Here is a 17,557-nt window from a genome sequence, read left to right on the forward strand (position 1 = left end):
TGAAGAAATGGAATTACAATATCCACTATCTATAGATTGGACAACTGAGGAAATTATTGACGTAATGAAGTTTTATGAACTAGTTGAAAAAACACATATATCCCACGTAAATAAGAGTGATTTTATGGCAGCTTATAGACGGTTTAAAGAAATTGTTCCAAGCAAATCAGAAGAAAAATCAATTGACAAAGAATTTAAAGAGTCAAGTGGTTATTCGATTTATCAGGCCGTTAAAAAAGCAAAAAACACCGACGATGGCGGGAATATCTCAATTTAGCTTTAAAAGGCTTTGACAGAACTCAGCTATAAAAAATGTCTTCACGAAATTTCGTGAAGACATTTTTTATTTGTTCATATTTACCTAAATATGGCGAGGAAACCCCAACTTTAAGGAGCGCAAGCGAGTATGTGGGTGTAGAGTCGTTCAATATTTCTTTGATAAACATCATTCTATTGCCTCGTTCTTACGGAAAGCGATGGTCTTTTTAAAAGATCCGTCAGAAATCAAGTGCAAGTAGAAGGTAAGTTACCTGTTTTGTTCTTTTATTCCATGTTTATAAAGTGGAAGCAATTTGGTGTAAATCTGTTTAATTTCTTTTAATAATTCTTCCTGATTTTGAATAACATGATCAGAAGGAAGGAAACGCTTGCCAACGAGTAATTCAGCTTTTTTTACATTTTTAAATCGTTCCAGGACACGCATAAAGTCTCCTTCGTTCATTTCGCTGATTTGCTTGGCTTCTTTTTTCATATGATCAGAAGAAATCCATCCATCTTCAGGGAAAGTTTGAATAACGTCATCAAAGTCTGTAAGAAATGAATCAGCTATCTTTGCTTTGCTGGGCAGCTCGTAAATAAAAGCGAGCCAAACAAACAAATGATCATCCCATAATCCGACTTGGAAATGCGGCAGTTTCTTATACCCTCTTTTGCTTGAAGAAATGGCCATCCATGTATCATTGGGAGGATTGATGGTCCTTCTGGCGTGTCTGGCTATATGAAGATGCATTTCTTCGTTTAATTGCTCGGTTAAAAATGGAACTAATTCCTGTCCAAGTAATTCAAACTTAGGTTGTATGCGTGATTGGATCTCGGACATTCTATTTTCGAGTCCATCAATTTTAAATACATCAAAATCATGTTTTTCAAAAACTGCTGACATTAGATCACTCCTTGATTTCCTAAATTAAGATGAAGGGGGTATGCAAAAAACTTTGACTCTTCGTTTGAACGAAGAATATTTAGGCTATAATACTAATAAGAATTTTCAGTGGCCGGTAAGAAATCAGCTACATATTATTGTAGCATAATTCTTTCTTAAGAATAAACTGATTCATACCGCATAGAATGGATTAACCAGAAAGAACAACAAATATGAAAAAGCCGTCGAATCGGTTAAGGTGAGGGGTGCAAGAAGATGAAACAGGTCATCCAAGTTACTAGAAAAAGAGGTCTTAAATCGGAAAAAATGGCCATTTTGCGCATGGAACTGGATTATGAACTTGCTGTACTGTATGAAGCTTTGGAAGAAAATAATGATCAATTAATTACTTCGTCAAAGGAAAAGCTTGTCGTAATACGCCAGGATCTCCTTGATCTGACAGGCGGCCTCTAACAACTCGGGAACCAGCAGACAAAACTAAGACGAATGCTCTATATTACAGAGCATTCGTCTTAGTTTTTTGTGTGTATATTTCTTGCGATATGAAGGAGGGTAAGATACCCTTGTAAAAGATAAGCAGATATTCGCGGGAGGGATTTTTATGACAATAAATTGGGATGAAGTCGATGGATTTGCCAGGGGATTGATTTCTAATGCAGGCGAAACCATCAGAAAATCATTCTCCAGCACGTTAAGTATAGAAACAAAAAGTAATGTTAACGATTTAGTCACCAATATGGATAAAGAAATTGAGCAATATTTTGTTAAACAAGTGAATGATTTTGATTCGAGTCATAAAATTATGGGCGAAGAAGGATATGGAGATTCCCTTACAACGCTCGACGGAGTGGTTTGGATTATAGACCCTATTGATGGAACGATGAATTTTGTACATCAGCAAAGAAATTTCGCGATCTCTGTAGGAGTATATCATAATGGAATCGGAATGCTCGGGTACATATATGATGTCGTAGCAGATGAATTGTACCATGCCCAAAAAGGAAAAGGGGCATTTCTTAATCAGACACAGATTCCTCACCTTAAACCCGTTAACCTTACTGAAGCGATACTTGCGCTCAATGCGACATGGGTAACGAAGCATGACAAGGTGCCCTATGAGGTTTTCGGACCGCTGGTTCATAAGGTTAGAGGCACAAGATCATATGGTTCAGCAGCACTTGAATTGGCTTATGTAGCTTGCGGCAGATTAGATGGGTATTTGACTATGCGGCTCTCTCCTTGGGACATTGCAGGAGGAAAAGTGATTCTTGAAGAGGTTGGGGGAGTGGTTACGAATTTAAAAAATGGACCTCATACTCTAATTGAAAAAGACTCTTTATTTGCAGGGAATCCATCTGTTCATAAAGAAATTTACAATGATTATTTAAAAGGAAAGCTCTAAAAAAGCGCTGAGCCTTCGCTCAGTGCTTTTCCAGTTCTAACTCTCTATATTTTTTCTTTGTTTTAAATCCCATTCCAAATACTGCAATCAAAGCAATAATTGATATAATAGCCCAAATAATGCTTCTTTCTCCTACTGCAATTCCCACACCGGACATTGCCAGTACTGCAGCAAATGCATAAAGTATAAAAATCCCGTTCGTTTTTTTCATGTGCAGCGCCTCCTCACAATCATTTTACAGAATTAATTTTTGTATTTCCACCTTATATGATATAATAGTACAGTTAATAAAGCTTGGAAAAGCATTCAGGAGTGAAATAATGACAAAGTTAAGACAAGATCTTAGAAATATTGCAATCATCGCTCACGTAGACCATGGTAAAACTACTCTCGTAGACCAGTTATTGAAGCAATCTGGTATCTTCCGTTCAAATGAACATGTGGAAGAACGTGCGATGGATTCAAATGACTTGGAAAGAGAACGCGGTATTACCATTCTTGCTAAAAATACTGCGGTTCAATACAAAGATACACGGATTAACATCTTAGATACACCAGGACACGCAGATTTCGGCGGCGAAGTTGAACGGATCATGAAAATGGTTGATGGAGTTCTTTTAGTCGTTGATGCATATGAAGGCTGTATGCCGCAAACCCGATTTGTATTGAAGAAAGCACTTGAGCAAAATTTAACGCCGATTGTTGTCGTAAATAAAATCGACCGTGATGCAGCACGTCCAGAAGGCGTAATTGATGAAGTGCTAAACCTATTCATCGAGTTAGATGCAAACGAAGATCAACTGGAATTCCCTGTTGTTTATGCTTCTGCTATCAATGGAACGGCTAGTGTGAATCCTGAGAAGCAGGATGAAACGATGGAATCTCTTTATGAGTCTATTGTTGAAAATATCCCGGCGCCAATAGATAACAGTGAAGATCCTTTGCAGTTTCAGATTGCATTGCTTGACTACAATGACTATGTTGGACGAATTGGAATTGGCCGTGTTTTCAGGGGAACAATGGAAGTAGGTCAGCAGGTTTCTCTGATGAAACTAGATGGCAAAGTAAAGAACTTCAGAGTAACGAAAATTTTTGGTTTCTTTGGGCTTAAGCGTCAAGAAATACAAAAAGCTCATGCCGGCGATTTAATTGCCGTTTCTGGAATGGAAGATATCAACGTTGGAGAAACAGTCTGCCCAGTTGAGCATCAGGAAGCATTGCCGATTCTTCGAATTGATGAGCCGACACTTCAGATGACGTTTCTTGTAAATAACAGTCCTTTTGCAGGACGCGAAGGAAAATATGTTACTTCAAGAAAAATCGAAGAACGACTTCGTGCACAGCTTGAGACGGATGTCAGCCTTCGTGTTGAAAATACCGATTCTCCTGACGCCTGGATCGTATCTGGTCGTGGAGAGCTTCACTTGTCAATCTTAATCGAAAATATGAGACGTGAAGGATTTGAACTGCAGGTTTCAAAACCTGAAGTAATTGTGCGCGATGTAGACGGCGTTCGAAGCGAGCCTGTAGAACGTGTTCAAATTGATATACCAGAAGAATATGTTGGATCAGTTATTGAGTCGATGGGTGAAAGAAAAGGCGAGATGCTGGATATGATTAATAACGGCAATGGTCAGGTGCGTCTTGCCTTTATGATCCCTGCACGCGGTCTTATCGGCTATACTACAGAATTCTTGACACTTACACGCGGGTATGGAATTATTAACCACTCATTTGATTCTTATCAGCCTATGCAGACAGGACGCGTAGGCGGACGTCGTGAAGGTGTTCTTGTATCAATGGACAAAGGCCAGGCATCACAATACGCGATTCTCGGTGTCGAAGACCGCGGAACGATTTTCCTTGAGCCGGGTACCGATGTTTATGAGGGAATGATTGTTGGTCAGCATACCCGTGATAATGACTTAACAGTTAATGTTACAAAGGTAAAAGCGGCTAATAATATACGGTCTGCGAATAAAGAGCAAACAACGACATTAAAAAAACCTCGTATCATGACGCTTGAAGAATCACTGGAATATTTAAATGATGATGAGCTTTGTGAAATTACACCGGAGTCAATCAGACTTCGTAAAAAAATTCTTGATAAAAGTGAGCGCGAACGTTCGCAGAAAAAGAAAAAAACAGCTGAAGCCAACTAATACAGGGACAGGAGTGATTTTGCATGGTAAATGTGGAAGATCGGTTATCTTTCTTTCCTGCACTGTACCGTGTAGATGTCAATCCAGAAATGGGCATGTGGCTGCTATACATCACAATTATTGCTCTTTCGATTTTAGTTTATAAGCTTGGTTTTGCTAAAAAGCTGCCTTTATTAAAATCAGCTGTGATTTACATCTTCTTAATTCTTGGATGTACGGTTTTAACTTTTTTGGCGATTTTCCTGCCCATTGCAGAGGGGCTCATTATCGCATCTTTAATTTTAATTATTTACAAAATCCGATTGCGAAGAGAACAAGCAAAAGGAACAATATAAATGCTTTTAAGCCTGTTCATTTAGATGAACAGGCTTTTTTTGTTCTCACACCGCCATGGAAGATAAATAAATTTTTCTTTTTCACAAACGTTGATATACCAAATATGAAAACGCATACAATTTAATTAAATATTCTAATTTATCTAATAATTCAACTTTTTGAGGTTGACGCTTTGTTTTATCCGAGTTATGATTGTCAACAATTCAAGTACATCACCTTTTACAGGATGTAATAAGGGTAGCGGGAAGGAGTGATTAAGTGAGTGAACAATTGATCTTTTTAAACGGCGAATATGTTACGAAAGAAAATGCAAAAGTATCAGTTTATGATCATGGTTTTTTATACGGAGATGGGGTGTTCGAAGGGATTAGATCCTATAACGATAACGTCTTCCGTCTAGATGAGCATTTGGTCAGATTGTATGATTCTGCAAAATCAATTTTACTTGAAATTCCTTATACTAAAGAGGAAATGACTGAAATCGTCCTTCAAACTTTAAGAAAAAATAATTTATCAAATGCCTATATAAGATTAGTTGTTTCAAGGGGGATAGGAAATCTCGGTTTAGACCCTTTCTCATGTAAAGTTCCGAATGTCATTGTGATCGCAGAGTCCTTATCACTATTTCCTAAAGAACTTTATGACAGCGGAATTGAAATCGTCACAGTGGCAAGCAGGAGAAACCGCTCGGATGTACTAAGTCCTAAAGTGAAATCACTGAATTATTTGAATAATATCTTAGTGAAAATAGAGGCTGGACTAGCAGGTGTACCTGAAGCGCTCATGTTAAATGATCAGGGGTACGTTGCAGAGGGGTCGGCTGATAATATATTTATCATACGTAATAAGAAAATTTTAACACCGCCTGGCTACGTAGGGGCACTCGAAGGAATCACTCGAAATGCAATTATTGAAATGGCCAAAGAAAAAGGCTACTCGATGGAAGAAGCAGTATTCACCAGACATGACGTCTACGTAGCGGATGAGGTATTTTTAACCGGTACGGCAGCAGAGGTCATCGCAGTGGTCAAAGTAGATGGAAGATCCATTGGAACGGGTGTTCCGGGTGTAATAACAAATGAACTTCTCGAAGCTTTTAGAAATCTTGTCGTCAAAGATGGCATTAAAGTTCATAACTCAGAATTAAATGCAGGTTAACATAAATGCGTTAATGCGTTCATAAGTTAAAGTGAAGATCGAAAAATCAATGATGAGGCAAAAGTTATTAGCTTCTGCAATCACAGAGAACCGGTTATGCTGGAAGCCGGTATTGCTGCTAATAGCGACATCCCCTCGGAGTGGAGCACTGAACGTCATTTCTAGTAGGTGCATCCCGGACGTAATTAGTACGTTCGTTATCAATGAACAGAGATTCTGTTCACGAGGCGGCAAGCGCTGCGAAATAGGGTGGTACCATGAAAAGTCTTTTCATCCCTATACAAAAGGCATTCTTTTTGTATGGGCTGAAAAAGGCTTTTTTTATTTGTTCAACGCCATTTTGTCCATACGTCACTGAACCTATTAAAGGAGGCGCTAGAAAATGAGCGTAAATGTAAATGTAACACAGGAAGAAGAACAGAACGTTGCAGGTGAGCATCCTAAACCTGTGCTGCAAGGTTCCGATGTTTTCATTCAATCTCTTCAAAATGAAGGGGTTGAAATGCTTTTTGGTTATCCCGGCGGTGCTGTTCTTCCAATATATGATGCACTATACAAAAATCCTATTCCTCACATACTGGCAAGGCATGAACAAGGAGCGATACATGCAGCCGAAGGATACGCAAGAGTATCAGGTAAGACAGGTGTGGTGATTGCCACTTCCGGTCCGGGTGCCACCAATCTCGTTACTGGCATTGCAGATGCGATGATGGACTCGCTTCCTCTGGTTGTCTTTACAGGACAGGTGGCAAGCGCCGTAATTGGAACAGATGCCTTTCAGGAAGCGGATATTGTCGGGATCACTCAGCCGATAACTAAGCATAATTACCAGGTGAAACGGGTGGAGGATCTGCCGAGAATCATACACGAAGCTTTTCATATTGCTTCTACCGGAAGACCCGGTCCCGTTCTAGTGGATATACCTAAAGACATTTCCAATGAGGTTTTTACTTCAGCAGAGATAAAAGCAACAGAATTAAATTTGCCTGGCTATCAGCCAACAACATCTCCAAATTTTCTTCAGATTCAAAAAGTAGCTCAAGCTTTGCAGAGAGCACATAAACCGCTGATATTAGCTGGAGCCGGGATCCTGCATAGCAAAGCGTCAGAAAGCTTTGTGAAATTTGTTGAAAATACAGGCGTTCCCGTAACCAATACATTACTTGGTCTTGGCAGTATACCTGGTGATCATCCCCAATTTCTCGGGATGGCAGGAATGCACGGAACGTTTACCGCTAACATGGCAATTTGTGAAGCGGATCTTCTTATAAATATAGGAGCCAGATTTGACGATCGTTTGACAGGAAACCTGGAACATTTTGCTCCAAATGCGACGGTGGTTCATATAGATATTGATCCAGCAGAAATAGGAAAAAATGTTCATACAGATATTCCTATTGTAGCAGATGCAAAAGAAGCGATTGATTCACTGTTAAGGCTTGAAATGAACAAACTTGCTATTGAACCATGGACGACTCACTTAACAAAATCAAAAGCCGAGTACCCGCTTGTTTACTCAAACGAGTCGAAAAAAATGCTTCCACAGGAAGTCATTGAACTGGTGCATAAGCATACCAAAGGAAATGCGATCGTCACAACCGACGTAGGACAGCATCAGATGTGGGCGGCTCAATTCTACCGCTTTAATCATCCGGACCACTGGGTTACTTCCGGCGGACTCGGAACAATGGGATTTGGCTTCCCTGCAGCAATTGGTGCGCAAATTGCGAAGCCGGATCAAACAGTTGTTTCGATTACAGGAGATGGTGGTTTCCAGATGACCCTTCAGGAATTGTCGCTGCTTCAGGAGAGTCAGATTCCGGTAAAAGTCATTATATTAAACAATCAATGCCTCGGCATGGTGCGCCAATGGCAGGAAACGTTTTACGATAAGCGGTATTCGGAGTCGCTTATGCCTTCACAGCCTGATTTTGTCAAACTTGCCGAGGCTTATAATATCGAAGGCTATAAAGTTGAAAACTACCATGATGCAGATGAGCTTTTCAAAAAAGTTTTCTCATCGAATAAACCTGCTTTAATTGATTGCAGAGTGGAGCAAATGGAAAATGTTTATCCAATGGTGGCTCCAGGCAAAGGGCTGCATGAAATGATTGGGGTGAAAGGATGAAACGAGTAATCACGACAACAGTTATTAATCAGAGTGGTGTATTAAACAGGGTAACCGGTCTATTAATGAAACGTCAGTTTAATATTGAAAGTATTACTGTCGGTCATACAGAAAAAGCAGGCATTTCAAAAATGACTTTTGTGGTTCACGTAGAGGACCAGCGAAAACTCGAACAGCTTTTAAAGCAATTACAGAAGCAAATCGACGTGCTGAAAGTGAATGATATTACAGATAAAGCGATCGTAACGAGGGAGTTAGCACTTATAAAAGTTCTTTCACCGCCTGGAGTCAGAAGTGAAATCAACAGCATTATCGAACCATTCAGAGCTACGGTGATTGATATGAGCAAGAACGTCATTACTGTTCAGGTTACAGGCGATCCCGGCAAGATAGAAGCCTTTATTGATTTATTAAAACCGTATGGAATTAAAGAGCTTACACGTACAGGAGCAACAGCATTCGTAAGGGAAACACAAAAAGCACCTGCTCAGCAGCTGTCAATCTTATAAACCACTATTAGGAGGAATTTTACATGGCTAAAGTTTATTACAATCAGGATATCAATGACGGGTCACTTAAATCAAAAAAGGTAGCTGTTATCGGGTATGGTTCACAAGGACATGCACACGCTCAGAATCTAAAAGATCAAGGGCATAACGTTGTTGTAGGTGTGCGAAAAGGTAAATCTTTTGACCAGGCAGAAGCAGATGGACTAGAGGTGTTATCTGTGAAGGAAGCTTCAGAAACAGCAGATATCATTATGGTTCTTGTACCGGATGAACGTCAGACAGCAGTGTATGAAGAAGAAATTAAACCAGGTCTTCGCGAAGGCAAATCGCTGGTTTTTGCACACGGCTTCAACGTTCACTTTAATCAAATTGTCCCACCGTCAGATGTGGATGTTTTTCTGGTAGCACCAAAAGGTCCGGGGCATCTTGTAAGAAGAACGTTTGAATCCGGTGCCGGTGTTCCAGCTCTGTTTGCTGTTTATCAGGATGTATCCGGCAATGCGAAAGAAACAGCACTGGCTTATGCAAAAGGAATCGGAAGCGCACGTGCTGGTGTATTGGAAACTACCTTTAAAGAGGAAACGGAGACCGATCTCTTCGGTGAGCAGGCAGTTCTGTGCGGGGGTCTTACCTCTTTAGTAAAAGCAGGTTTTGAAACGTTAGTAGAAGCAGGTTACCAGCCTGAATTAGCGTATTTTGAATGTCTGCATGAACTTAAACTAATTGTTGATCTTATGTATGAGGATGGAATGTCTGGCATGCGTTATTCTATTTCAGATACCGCTCAATGGGGAGACTTCGTATCAGGGCCTAGAGTGGTTGATAAAGATACAAAGGCCCGTATGAAGGATATTTTAACTGATATTCAAACAGGTAAATTTGCTAAAGGCTGGCTGCTTGAAAATCAATTGAATCGTCCGGAATTCTCTGCCATCGAAAGACAGGAAAGCGAACATCAAATCGAAAAAGTCGGACGTGAATTAAGAAGTATGATGCCATTTGTAAAATCAGGAAAAAAAGAACAAAAGGAAGTGGTCTCTAGTGCGAAAAATTGATGTCTTTGACACCACACTTCGAGACGGGGAGCAATCAGCTGGAATTAATCTAAATACGGCTGAAAAGCTGGAAATTGCCAGGCAGCTTGAAAAGCTTGGTACAGATGTAATTGAAGCAGGCTTTCCTGCTTCCTCTCAAGGAGACTTCGAAGCAGTAAGGAAAATCGCTCAGACCGTTCAATCTTCCATTGTAACCGGGCTTGCGAGAGCTGTTAAAAGCGATATTGATACGTCGTGGGAGGCGTTAAAGTATGGCGCGGAGCCACATTTGCATATTTTCCTTGCCACTTCGCCTATTCATATGACGCACAAATTAAAAAAAACGCCCGACCAAGTGGTTGAAATCGCAGTTGAATCTGTAAAACACGCTAAAAAGCATTTTCCTTTAGTTCAGTGGTCTGCGGAGGATGCATTCCGATCCGATCCGGACTTTCTTGTTCGCATCGTAGAAAAAGTAATTCAGGCAGGGGCGACGACGATCAATTTACCCGATACAGTAGGCTACGCTACACCAGCTGAATACGGTGCGATGTTTAACTATCTTAAAAATAATGTTAAGAGTATAGACAAAGTAAAGCTATCAGCTCATTGTCATAATGATCTTGGAATGGCCGTTGCAAATTCTATTGCTGCGATTGAAAATGGAGCTGATCAGGTAGAAGCAACCATTAACGGGATTGGTGAGAGAGCAGGTAATGCAGCGTTAGAAGAGCTGGCAGTTGCGCTCCACATCAGAAAAGATGTCTATAATTTCGAAACGGCAATTCAATTCCAGGAAATTAAACGAACCAGCCAGCTTGTAAGTCAACTGACAGGAATGGCAATCCAGGCGAATAAAGCTGTGGTGGGGAAAAATGCATTTGCCCATGAATCCGGCATTCATCAGGATGGTATGCTGAAAGATCGTTCGACCTATGAGATTATCACCCCGGAACTTATTGGGGAAACCTCCAATCAGCTTGTTTTAGGGAAACATTCCGGACGTCATGCATTTAAAAATAAGGCTGTTGAACTCGGCTTTGACTTAACGGATGAAAAAATAAATGAAGCGTTTAAAGCGTTTAAAACGCTGGCAGATAAAAAGAAGCAAATATCAGAAGACGATTTATATATTATACTAACGGATCAGCAAATTCAGGAGGACGATACGCCTGTTTATGAATTGAAATCAGTGCAAGTACAATATGGCAATGGAAGTATTCCAACTGCCAGTGTCTCCTTAAAGAATCCAAAAGGCGAAATCCTTCAGGAAGCATCTACCGGATCCGGTAGTGTCGAAGCCATCTGTAATACACTTGAGCGTCTTGTTCAAGGGAAAGTACATCTGCTAGATTACCGGGTGACTTCTATTGGAAAAGGAAGAGATGCTCTAGGTGAAGCGGTTGTCAATTTAACTTACAACGGGAAATCTTCCACAGGGAGAGATGTAGCCCAGGATGTTCTTGAGGCCTCAGCTAAAGCATATTTAAATGCTATTAACCGTCAAATTGTGAATGAACGGAATCGCTCACTCGCAAAAACTGTGTAAATTCCAAAGGAGGAATCATCATGAAAAAAACAATCGCCGTGTTACAGGGAGATGGAGTTGGCAAGGAAGTTACAAAATCTGCTGTAAAGGTATTAGAATCAATCGGCAAAAGGTTTGATCACTCCTTTAGAATACAATCTGCTTTAATTGGCGGGGAGGCAATCGATCAGACGGGGGAACCGCTGCCGAAAGAAACCCTGGCTGTCTGTGAAAAAAGCGATGCCATCTTACTTGGAGCGGTAGGGGGACCTAAATGGGACCATAATCCATCTGCTTTGCGTCCGGAAAAAGGACTATTAGCGATCCGCAAGCATTTCGGTCTTTTTGCAAATTTACGACCGGTAAAAGCGGTGCCGGAAATGATGGATGCATCTCCATTAAAAGAACATCTTGTAAAAGAAGTGGACATGATGATTGTCAGAGAGTTAACAGGAGGCCTGTATTTTGGCGAACCGAAACGTAAAACCGCAAACGGAGCAGTCGACACGCTGACTTATTCAAGAAAAGAAATTGAACGAATTGTTGAAAAGGCTTTTGAATTAGCCAGACTTCGCAAAGGAAAAGTAACGTCGGTGGATAAAGCCAATGTTTTAGAGTCAAGTAAGCTGTGGAGAGAAGTAGTAGAAGAAAAAAAATCTTATTATCCGGATATTGAAGTAGAGCATATTCTCGTAGATGCGGCAGCTATGAAGCTTATTACACAGCCTTCTTCATTTGATGTGATCGTTACAGAAAATTTGTTTGGAGATATTTTAAGTGATGAAGCATCTGTTATTACAGGTTCTCTGGGGATGCTTCCATCTTCAAGCATAAGAGAAGACGGTTTCGGATTATACGAACCAGTACATGGCTCAGCTCCTGATATTGCAGGATTAAATATAGCCAATCCTTCTGCAGCAATTTTATCAGCAGCTATGATGCTAAAATACTCTTTTGGTCTTGAAAAAGAAGCAGCAGCAGTCGAAGAAGCTGTATACAGTGTGTACAAAGACGGCTATTGCACAACAGATATTCAAAAAACAGGACACCGTGTTTTATCAACAACTGCTTTTACAGATAAAGTAATTGAAGAACTTGAAAGGGAATTTGTTTCTGATCATATAATGTCTGCTTACGTGTAACAAAGGGAGGAGCTACCCATGCCAAAAACGATTATTGAAAAAGTCTGGAATGATCATATTGTATATGAAGAAAAAGGAAAACCGGATTTACTCTACATTGATCTTCACCTTTTGCACGAAGTAACATCTCCGCAGGCTTTCGAGGGATTAAGATTAAATAAACGCAAAGTAAGAAGGCCTGACCTAAGCTTTGCGACGATGGATCATAATGTTCCGACTAAAAACAGGTCCAATATTACAGATCCCGTTTCAAGAAAACAAATTTCCACCCTTGCGCAAAATTGTAAAGAGTTTGGCGTTCCGCTTGCTCATATGGATCACCCGGATCAGGGAATAGTCCACGTAATTGGACCGGACCTTGGGCTTACGCAACCGGGAAAAACGATCGTATGTGGAGACAGTCATACCTCAACACATGGTGCTTTTGGTGCTTTGGCCTTTGGAATCGGGACAAGTGAAGTTGAACATGTGCTCTCTACCCAGACACTCTGGCAGTCGAAGCCGAAAACGATGGAAATTAAAGTGATCGGTGAATTGGGTTTTGGTGTGACAGCCAAAGATGTCATTTTAGCGATTATCTCAAAGTTCGGAGTGGATGTCGGGACAGGTCACATTGTTGAATATACGGGAGATGCGATAAGGAAATTTTCAATGGAAGAACGAATGACAATCTGTAATATGTCGATAGAAGCAGGTGCAAGGGCAGGCTTGATCAGCCCGGATGAAAAAACAGTTGAATATCTTAAAGGCCGTGCTCACGTACCTGACGGCGGTGCATTTGATGCACTTAAAAACAATTGGCTATCATACGCGACGGATGAGGGGGCCAGCTACGATCAGACCCTTGAAATTCATTCGAACGAAATAGAACCATTTGTGACATGGGGAACAAATCCTTCTATGGGTTCAGGTATATCTTCTGCGATACCATATGCTTCTGATTATGCTGAAAAATCAGATCGGGAAGAACTGAAACAGGCTTTGACCTATATGGATCTAAAAGAAGGCACACCTCTTTCTTCTATTGAAATTCAGCATGTATTCATCGGTTCCTGCACGAACTCAAGAATAAGCGACCTTAGAGAAGCAGCGGAGGTAGTGAAAGGCAAGACCGTTCATCCAAACGTCACAGCACTAGTTGTTCCGGGCTCTTTTAAGGTGAAGCTGCAAGCCGAAAAAGAGGGGCTTCATAAAATCTTTGAACAAGCAGGTTTTCAATGGAGAGAATCAGGCTGCAGTATGTGTCTGGCAATGAATGATGATATTGTGCCTCCTGGCGAAAGATGTGCTTCTACTTCCAATCGTAATTTTGAAGGAAGGCAGGGAGCCGGTGCAAGAACGCATCTGGTCAGTCCTGTAATGGCTGCAGCGGCAGCCATAAAAGGTCATTTTGTAGATGTGCGGAATATGCTGAGCGTCCATGCGTAGAATGGAGGGGGAAGAATGAAGGAGATCAATAAATTATCAGGAATTGCAACGCCGCTTGACCGAGTAAATTTGGATACAGATCAAATTATTCCTAAGCAATTTCTAAAACGAATCGAACGGACTGGTTTTGGGAATTATTTGTTTTACGGGTGGAGATTCCGTGAAGATGGAACACCAAATCCATCTTTTATATTAAATAACCCTCAGTACGAAGGGTCTGAAATATTAGTAGCCAGTCACAATTTTGGCTGTGGTTCTTCACGTGAGCATGCTCCATGGGCATTACTTGATTATGGATTTAAAGTGATTATAGCGCCAAGCTTCGCAGATATTTTTTATAATAACTGTGTAAAAAATGGAATTCTTCCGATCAGACTGAATGAAGCGAGTGTAAGGCAGCTTATTAAAGAGAGTACAGAACATCAAAAAGAAGTTTTTATCAATCTTGAAGAACAGTTTATACAATATGATACAGAAGAAAAGATCACCTTTGATATTGATCCTTATTGGAAAGAAATGCTGTTAAACGGATGGGATGAAATTGCCCTGACCTATCAGTTTGAAGAACAAATTGCAGCGTATGAAAAAAAGCATGCCTAATACAGCTAATATGAGAGGATGATCCACTTGGGAATTCACATGACACCGCGAGCTTATTTAAAGCAGCAGAACGATTAAGCGACTTTGTTCATCGTACTCCATGCAAGCAGTCAAAAACATTAAATCATAGAACCGGACATTCGGTATGGATGAAGCTTGAAAATTTGCAGCGCACCGGTTCGTTTAAAATTCGGGGTGCTTTTAATAAAATTTCACAACTTACTGAACTGGAGTGCAAACGGGGGATTGTAGCTGCTTCCGCTGGAAACCACGCCCAGGGAGTGGCTCTTGCCGGAAGAGAAAAAGGTGTGCAGGTAACTATTTTTATGCCTAAAAATACACCGGATTCGAAAGTGGATGCCACAAGAGAATATGGAGCAAAAGTAGAACTTACTGGAGAATCCTTTGATGAAGCTTACGAAGAGTCGAGGCGTTATCAGAAAAGAACGGGTGCTACTTTTGTTCATCCATTTGATGATAGTACGATTATTGAAGGACAAGCAACAGTAGCACTTGAAATGCTGCAGCAAAATCCTGAGCTGGATACCGTTGTGGTTCCTGCAGGCGGCGGAGGGTTACTGGCGGGAACCGCTTTAGCCATTAAATTAGTCCGTCCTGACATTAAAGTAGTGGGAGTTCAGGCTGCATCAGCACCAGCTATTGCTTCTGCTTTTCATCAGCTGGACAAAAGTTTGATCCCATTCCATTCCACCATTGCTGAAGGAATTAAAGTCAAATCACCGGGTGTTTACACAACTCAAATTATTCAGTCATATGTAGATGACATGATCACCGTATCAGAAGTGGAAATTGCACAAGCCATTTTGTTTATGCTAGAAAGAGAAAAAATGCTGGTCGAAGGTGCAGGAGCAGCAGGCATAGCGGCATTGCTGGGAAACCATCTTCAAGCCGACAGAGCACATCAAGTAGGGGTAATTGTGAGTGGAGGAAATCTGGATGTCGCTAAACTTGAAATTTGCAGACAGACGATTAAAGAAGATCAGAAAAGAAAACAGCGGTCTTCGTTTATCCTATGACCTTAAAGTTTTTGGTTAGCTATTTCCTTTTACGTGTAGATTTAAACTTAACTATAAATGCCCCGCAAACTATCATGTTTGCGGGGCATTTTGATATTACCTTATTGTGTTTGCTCCCAGTTTCTTAAAAACGAATTCAACAAGCCAATAAAAAACCGGCAATGACAGTATATAGAAAATGTGTCCGGCACTCCATAATCCAAAGGCGGTCAGGTCACCAGGTGCTGGAACATCTTTGATGGCGAGCATAGAGAGCGGGAAATACAAAAAAATTACTGGAAAAGTCAGCAGAAATGCAAACAGGTACAGCTTAACCCTCCCGTTAATTTTCTCTGCTCCATAATAAAAAATTATACCAAGAATGACTGCAACAAGTAAGTGAAACAAAAATTCCGCCCATTCCGGCCATAAAATGTCTCCTGCAACCGGGATAAAATCAATATTTAAAAGCAGAGTGTATACTTTCAGCGATGAAGCAATCTCCATCCCCTTTAATATAAACCCCAACAGAATACCTGATAATAATCCAATAAGAGTTCCTCTAACAATCATTAAAAATCATCTTCTATGCGTTGAGAACTTTTATAAAAGGTAAAGTTCCCGGTAGCAATTCTTTTCTTTGTTTTCTCTTCGATTCGATTATCGCATTCGTCACATAAATAAGTGTGTATAGGACGATTTCGGAGTTTTTTTGCTAAAGGACTCCAGTCTTCAATCGATTCAATTTTGTCACATATAAAGCATTTTACTCTCATAAATAAGCACCTCCGAAAAATGAAACCTACAATAGTTTCAGTATAGCATGTGGGCAAGCTTGTTGTTGTAATTGATGATTTTGACACTGAATTTTTAAATAAATTTTAGTGTGTTACCGTCCAAATTATCTTATACTGTAAAGACTAGGGGGGATACGAATGGCAAATCGTATTGAATCAAAATTAATACCGGCTTTATTTGAAGAATTGCTGAATGAAAGATTTGTTCAAATAGCATCAATTGATCACGAAACAGGCGGCCCTATGATCAATGCTTTATCATGGGTGCATGCAAAAGATGAGTCTGTCATTTTATTTGCAGTTGACAAGCGATCACGTATTATATCAAATATTGAGAAAAACCCTCTAATTGCGCTGAATATAATTGCGAATGAAACGTGTTATTCGATAAGCGGCAGCGCACATACAGCAGGCAGATCTTCTGGCGAAGTGCCGATAGAACTGGCGATCGTCCGCTTGGCGATAAAGGAAGTAAGAGATATAATGTTTTATGGCGCAAAAATAGTAGAAGAACCTAAATTTGATAAAACCTACGATCAAGAAGCCGCCGAAAAACTGGATGCACAGGTAATGAATGATCTCAAGAAGCACTGATGTCCAGCGGATATATAACCTATTTAATAAGCTTGTAAAACTACAGATTACTTTCTTTTTGCTATGAAAGGATAAACTTTTTTATATGTTTAATTGGGTTCTTTCTGTTTGTACCATCCTGAAAAAGAATATGTACAGGACCGTCTTCTGTCAGAGGCTTACCCTCATATGAGAAAGCAAGAATGAATGTAAGAGCTTCATCGATTGGGAAACGTTTGAGTCCGTTTGAGGTTTCTATTGTTAAAGTATCTGCTTCAGCATAGGGCTCTGCATTTTCCAAAAAAGGTTTAAGTGGAATACCGAATGTTCCTGTTAACATTTTTTGTTTTTGGAATTTCTTCTCCGTTTTCAGGGTCGGGGGATAGATGGATCCTTCTTGAATTTCCCGTGAAAAATGTGAAGCCACGGCCTTTGTATATTCTTCCAGCTCATCTTTATGTAGTTGATCTTCATCAAAGTATGTTAATAAATCTATTTTTCGGTCATCAAGAATCCAAACACCAGGATCAAGGGTTATTTCGTATTTTACTTTTCCTGTAACCGGAATGGTTTCACTCATTT

The 17,557-nt window shown here is 40.3% G+C and carries 19 protein-coding genes and 1 pseudogene; 15 read left to right on the forward strand and 5 right to left on the reverse strand.

Going from position 1 to position 17,557, the window contains the following annotated elements:
- The first annotated feature begins 7 nt into the window (after nt 1-7).
- Entirely contained in the window at nt 8-277 is a 270-nt protein-coding gene (locus tag KR50_RS08210; RefSeq protein WP_041057185.1) for a UPF0223 family protein, read from the forward strand.
- 249 nt (nt 278-526) lie between these two features.
- Here KR50_RS08210 and KR50_RS08215 read toward each other — a convergent pair whose 3' ends face one another.
- Nucleotides 527-1,162, reverse strand: coding sequence for a YktB family protein (locus KR50_RS08215; RefSeq protein WP_041057187.1), 636 nt, complete (start codon nt 1,160-1,162; stop codon nt 527-529).
- A gap of 255 nt (nt 1,163-1,417) precedes the next feature.
- Here KR50_RS08215 and KR50_RS08220 point away from each other — a divergent pair, with 255 nt between their 5' ends.
- Together KR50_RS08220 and KR50_RS08225 are read left to right on the forward strand one after the other, a co-directional pair.
- The gene (locus tag KR50_RS08220; protein WP_041057189.1) at nt 1,418-1,615 is read left to right on the forward strand and encodes a hypothetical protein; all 198 of its coding nucleotides are present in this window, start codon (nt 1,418-1,420) and stop codon (nt 1,613-1,615) included.
- Nucleotides 1,616-1,763: 148 nt separating this feature from the next.
- Entirely contained in the window at nt 1,764-2,564 is an 801-nt protein-coding gene (locus KR50_RS08225; protein ID WP_041057190.1) for an inositol monophosphatase family protein, read from the forward strand.
- A gap of 19 nt (nt 2,565-2,583) precedes the next feature.
- Here KR50_RS08225 and KR50_RS08230 read toward each other — a convergent pair whose 3' ends face one another.
- A complete protein-coding gene (locus KR50_RS08230) occupies nt 2,584-2,775 on the reverse strand; it encodes a YlaF family protein (RefSeq protein ID WP_041057192.1) in 192 nt (63 codons plus the stop codon).
- A gap of 109 nt (nt 2,776-2,884) precedes the next feature.
- Between KR50_RS08230 and typA the strand changes: the two genes are divergently transcribed.
- The 11 genes and pseudogenes from typA to KR50_RS08285 all read left to right on the forward strand — a co-directional run.
- The gene (typA, locus tag KR50_RS08235) at nt 2,885-4,726 is read left to right on the forward strand and encodes a translational GTPase TypA (protein ID WP_041057195.1); all 1,842 of its coding nucleotides are present in this window, start codon (nt 2,885-2,887) and stop codon (nt 4,724-4,726) included.
- A 23-nt stretch (nt 4,727-4,749) separates the two neighbouring features.
- The gene (locus KR50_RS08240) at nt 4,750-5,061 is read left to right on the forward strand and encodes a YlaH-like family protein (RefSeq protein WP_041057197.1); all 312 of its coding nucleotides are present in this window, start codon (nt 4,750-4,752) and stop codon (nt 5,059-5,061) included.
- A 259-nt stretch (nt 5,062-5,320) separates the two neighbouring features.
- Nucleotides 5,321-6,220, forward strand: coding sequence for a branched-chain-amino-acid transaminase (gene ilvE / locus KR50_RS08245; protein ID WP_041057198.1), 900 nt, complete (start codon nt 5,321-5,323; stop codon nt 6,218-6,220).
- 382 nt (nt 6,221-6,602) lie between these two features.
- Nucleotides 6,603-8,348 (forward strand): biosynthetic-type acetolactate synthase large subunit, encoded by a 1,746-nt coding sequence (ilvB, locus tag KR50_RS08250; RefSeq protein WP_041057200.1) that lies wholly within the window; start codon nt 6,603-6,605, stop codon nt 8,346-8,348.
- Complete coding sequence (ilvN, locus tag KR50_RS08255; protein WP_041057202.1) at nt 8,345-8,857, forward strand: acetolactate synthase small subunit; 513 nt, start codon at nt 8,345-8,347, stop codon at nt 8,855-8,857. Before ilvB ends, ilvN begins: the two co-directional genes overlap by 4 nt.
- A 23-nt stretch (nt 8,858-8,880) precedes the next feature.
- Nucleotides 8,881-9,912 (forward strand): ketol-acid reductoisomerase, encoded by a 1,032-nt coding sequence (ilvC, locus tag KR50_RS08260; protein WP_041057205.1) that lies wholly within the window; start codon nt 8,881-8,883, stop codon nt 9,910-9,912.
- Nucleotides 9,899-11,440 carry a 2-isopropylmalate synthase gene (locus tag KR50_RS08265; protein WP_041057208.1) on the forward strand — a complete coding sequence of 514 codons (1,542 nt, stop codon included), beginning with the start codon at nt 9,899-9,901 and terminating at the stop codon, nt 11,438-11,440. Before ilvC ends, KR50_RS08265 begins: the two co-directional genes overlap by 14 nt.
- Nucleotides 11,441-11,460: 20 nt before the next feature.
- Nucleotides 11,461-12,561, forward strand: coding sequence for a 3-isopropylmalate dehydrogenase (gene leuB, locus KR50_RS08270; protein WP_041057210.1), 1,101 nt, complete (start codon nt 11,461-11,463; stop codon nt 12,559-12,561).
- Nucleotides 12,562-12,579: 18 nt separating this feature from the next.
- The gene (gene leuC, locus KR50_RS08275) at nt 12,580-13,989 is read left to right on the forward strand and encodes a 3-isopropylmalate dehydratase large subunit (RefSeq protein ID WP_041057211.1); all 1,410 of its coding nucleotides are present in this window, start codon (nt 12,580-12,582) and stop codon (nt 13,987-13,989) included.
- A 15-nt stretch (nt 13,990-14,004) separates the two neighbouring features.
- The gene (gene leuD, locus KR50_RS08280; RefSeq protein WP_041057214.1) at nt 14,005-14,589 is read left to right on the forward strand and encodes a 3-isopropylmalate dehydratase small subunit; all 585 of its coding nucleotides are present in this window, start codon (nt 14,005-14,007) and stop codon (nt 14,587-14,589) included.
- A gap of 86 nt (nt 14,590-14,675) precedes the next feature.
- Nucleotides 14,676-15,626, forward strand: a pseudogene (locus KR50_RS08285) (threonine ammonia-lyase); the annotation flags it as partial.
- A 96-nt stretch (nt 15,627-15,722) separates the two neighbouring features.
- Here KR50_RS08285 and KR50_RS08290 read toward each other — a convergent pair.
- A complete protein-coding gene (locus KR50_RS08290; protein ID WP_041057217.1) occupies nt 15,723-16,178 on the reverse strand; it encodes a hypothetical protein in 456 nt (151 codons plus the stop codon).
- On the reverse strand, nt 16,178-16,381 hold the full coding sequence (locus tag KR50_RS08295) for a YlaI family protein (protein WP_041057219.1): 204 nt from the start codon (nt 16,379-16,381) through the stop codon (nt 16,178-16,180). The genes KR50_RS08290 and KR50_RS08295 overlap by 1 nt, the downstream gene beginning before the upstream one ends.
- A gap of 159 nt (nt 16,382-16,540) precedes the next feature.
- On the opposite strand from KR50_RS08295, the gene KR50_RS08300 reads away from it, so the two are divergent.
- A complete protein-coding gene (locus KR50_RS08300; protein WP_041057222.1) occupies nt 16,541-16,996 on the forward strand; it encodes a pyridoxamine 5'-phosphate oxidase family protein in 456 nt (151 codons plus the stop codon).
- Nucleotides 16,997-17,057: 61 nt separating this feature from the next.
- Here KR50_RS08300 and KR50_RS08305 read toward each other — a convergent pair whose 3' ends face one another.
- A complete protein-coding gene (locus tag KR50_RS08305; protein ID WP_041057224.1) occupies nt 17,058-17,555 on the reverse strand; it encodes a molybdopterin-binding protein in 498 nt (165 codons plus the stop codon).
- Nucleotides 17,556-17,557: the final 2 nt, after the last annotated feature.

The sequence above is a fragment of the Jeotgalibacillus campisalis genome (assembly GCF_000829515.1).
GTDB classification, from domain to species: domain Bacteria; phylum Bacillota; class Bacilli; order Bacillales; family Jeotgalibacillaceae; genus Jeotgalibacillus; species Jeotgalibacillus campisalis.

Excerpts from the sequence above, each read along its gene's own strand:
- KR50_RS08210 (WP_041057185.1), top strand. The coding sequence starts at position 8 with ATGGAATTACAATATCCACTATCTATAGATTGGACAACTGAGGAAATT.
- KR50_RS08215 (WP_041057187.1), bottom strand. The coding sequence starts at position 1,162 with ATGTCAGCAGTTTTTGAAAAACATGATTTTGATGTATTTAAAATTGAT.
- KR50_RS08220 (WP_041057189.1), top strand. The coding sequence starts at position 1,418 with ATGAAACAGGTCATCCAAGTTACTAGAAAAAGAGGTCTTAAATCGGAA.
- KR50_RS08225 (WP_041057190.1), top strand. The coding sequence starts at position 1,764 with ATGACAATAAATTGGGATGAAGTCGATGGATTTGCCAGGGGATTGATT.
- KR50_RS08230 (WP_041057192.1), bottom strand. The coding sequence starts at position 2,775 with ATGAAAAAAACGAACGGGATTTTTATACTTTATGCATTTGCTGCAGTA.
- typA (WP_041057195.1), top strand. The coding sequence starts at position 2,885 with ATGACAAAGTTAAGACAAGATCTTAGAAATATTGCAATCATCGCTCAC.
- KR50_RS08240 (WP_041057197.1), top strand. The coding sequence starts at position 4,750 with ATGGTAAATGTGGAAGATCGGTTATCTTTCTTTCCTGCACTGTACCGT.
- ilvB (WP_041057200.1), top strand. The coding sequence starts at position 6,603 with ATGAGCGTAAATGTAAATGTAACACAGGAAGAAGAACAGAACGTTGCA.
- ilvN (WP_041057202.1), top strand. The coding sequence starts at position 8,345 with ATGAAACGAGTAATCACGACAACAGTTATTAATCAGAGTGGTGTATTA.
- ilvC (WP_041057205.1), top strand. The coding sequence starts at position 8,881 with ATGGCTAAAGTTTATTACAATCAGGATATCAATGACGGGTCACTTAAA.
- leuB (WP_041057210.1), top strand. The coding sequence starts at position 11,461 with ATGAAAAAAACAATCGCCGTGTTACAGGGAGATGGAGTTGGCAAGGAA.
- leuC (WP_041057211.1), top strand. The coding sequence starts at position 12,580 with ATGCCAAAAACGATTATTGAAAAAGTCTGGAATGATCATATTGTATAT.
- leuD (WP_041057214.1), top strand. The coding sequence starts at position 14,005 with ATGAAGGAGATCAATAAATTATCAGGAATTGCAACGCCGCTTGACCGA.
- KR50_RS08290 (WP_041057217.1), bottom strand. The coding sequence starts at position 16,178 with ATGATTGTTAGAGGAACTCTTATTGGATTATTATCAGGTATTCTGTTG.
- KR50_RS08295 (WP_041057219.1), bottom strand. The coding sequence starts at position 16,381 with ATGAGAGTAAAATGCTTTATATGTGACAAAATTGAATCGATTGAAGAC.
- KR50_RS08300 (WP_041057222.1), top strand. The coding sequence starts at position 16,541 with ATGGCAAATCGTATTGAATCAAAATTAATACCGGCTTTATTTGAAGAA.
- KR50_RS08305 (WP_041057224.1), bottom strand. The coding sequence starts at position 17,555 with ATGAGTGAAACCATTCCGGTTACAGGAAAAGTAAAATACGAAATAACC.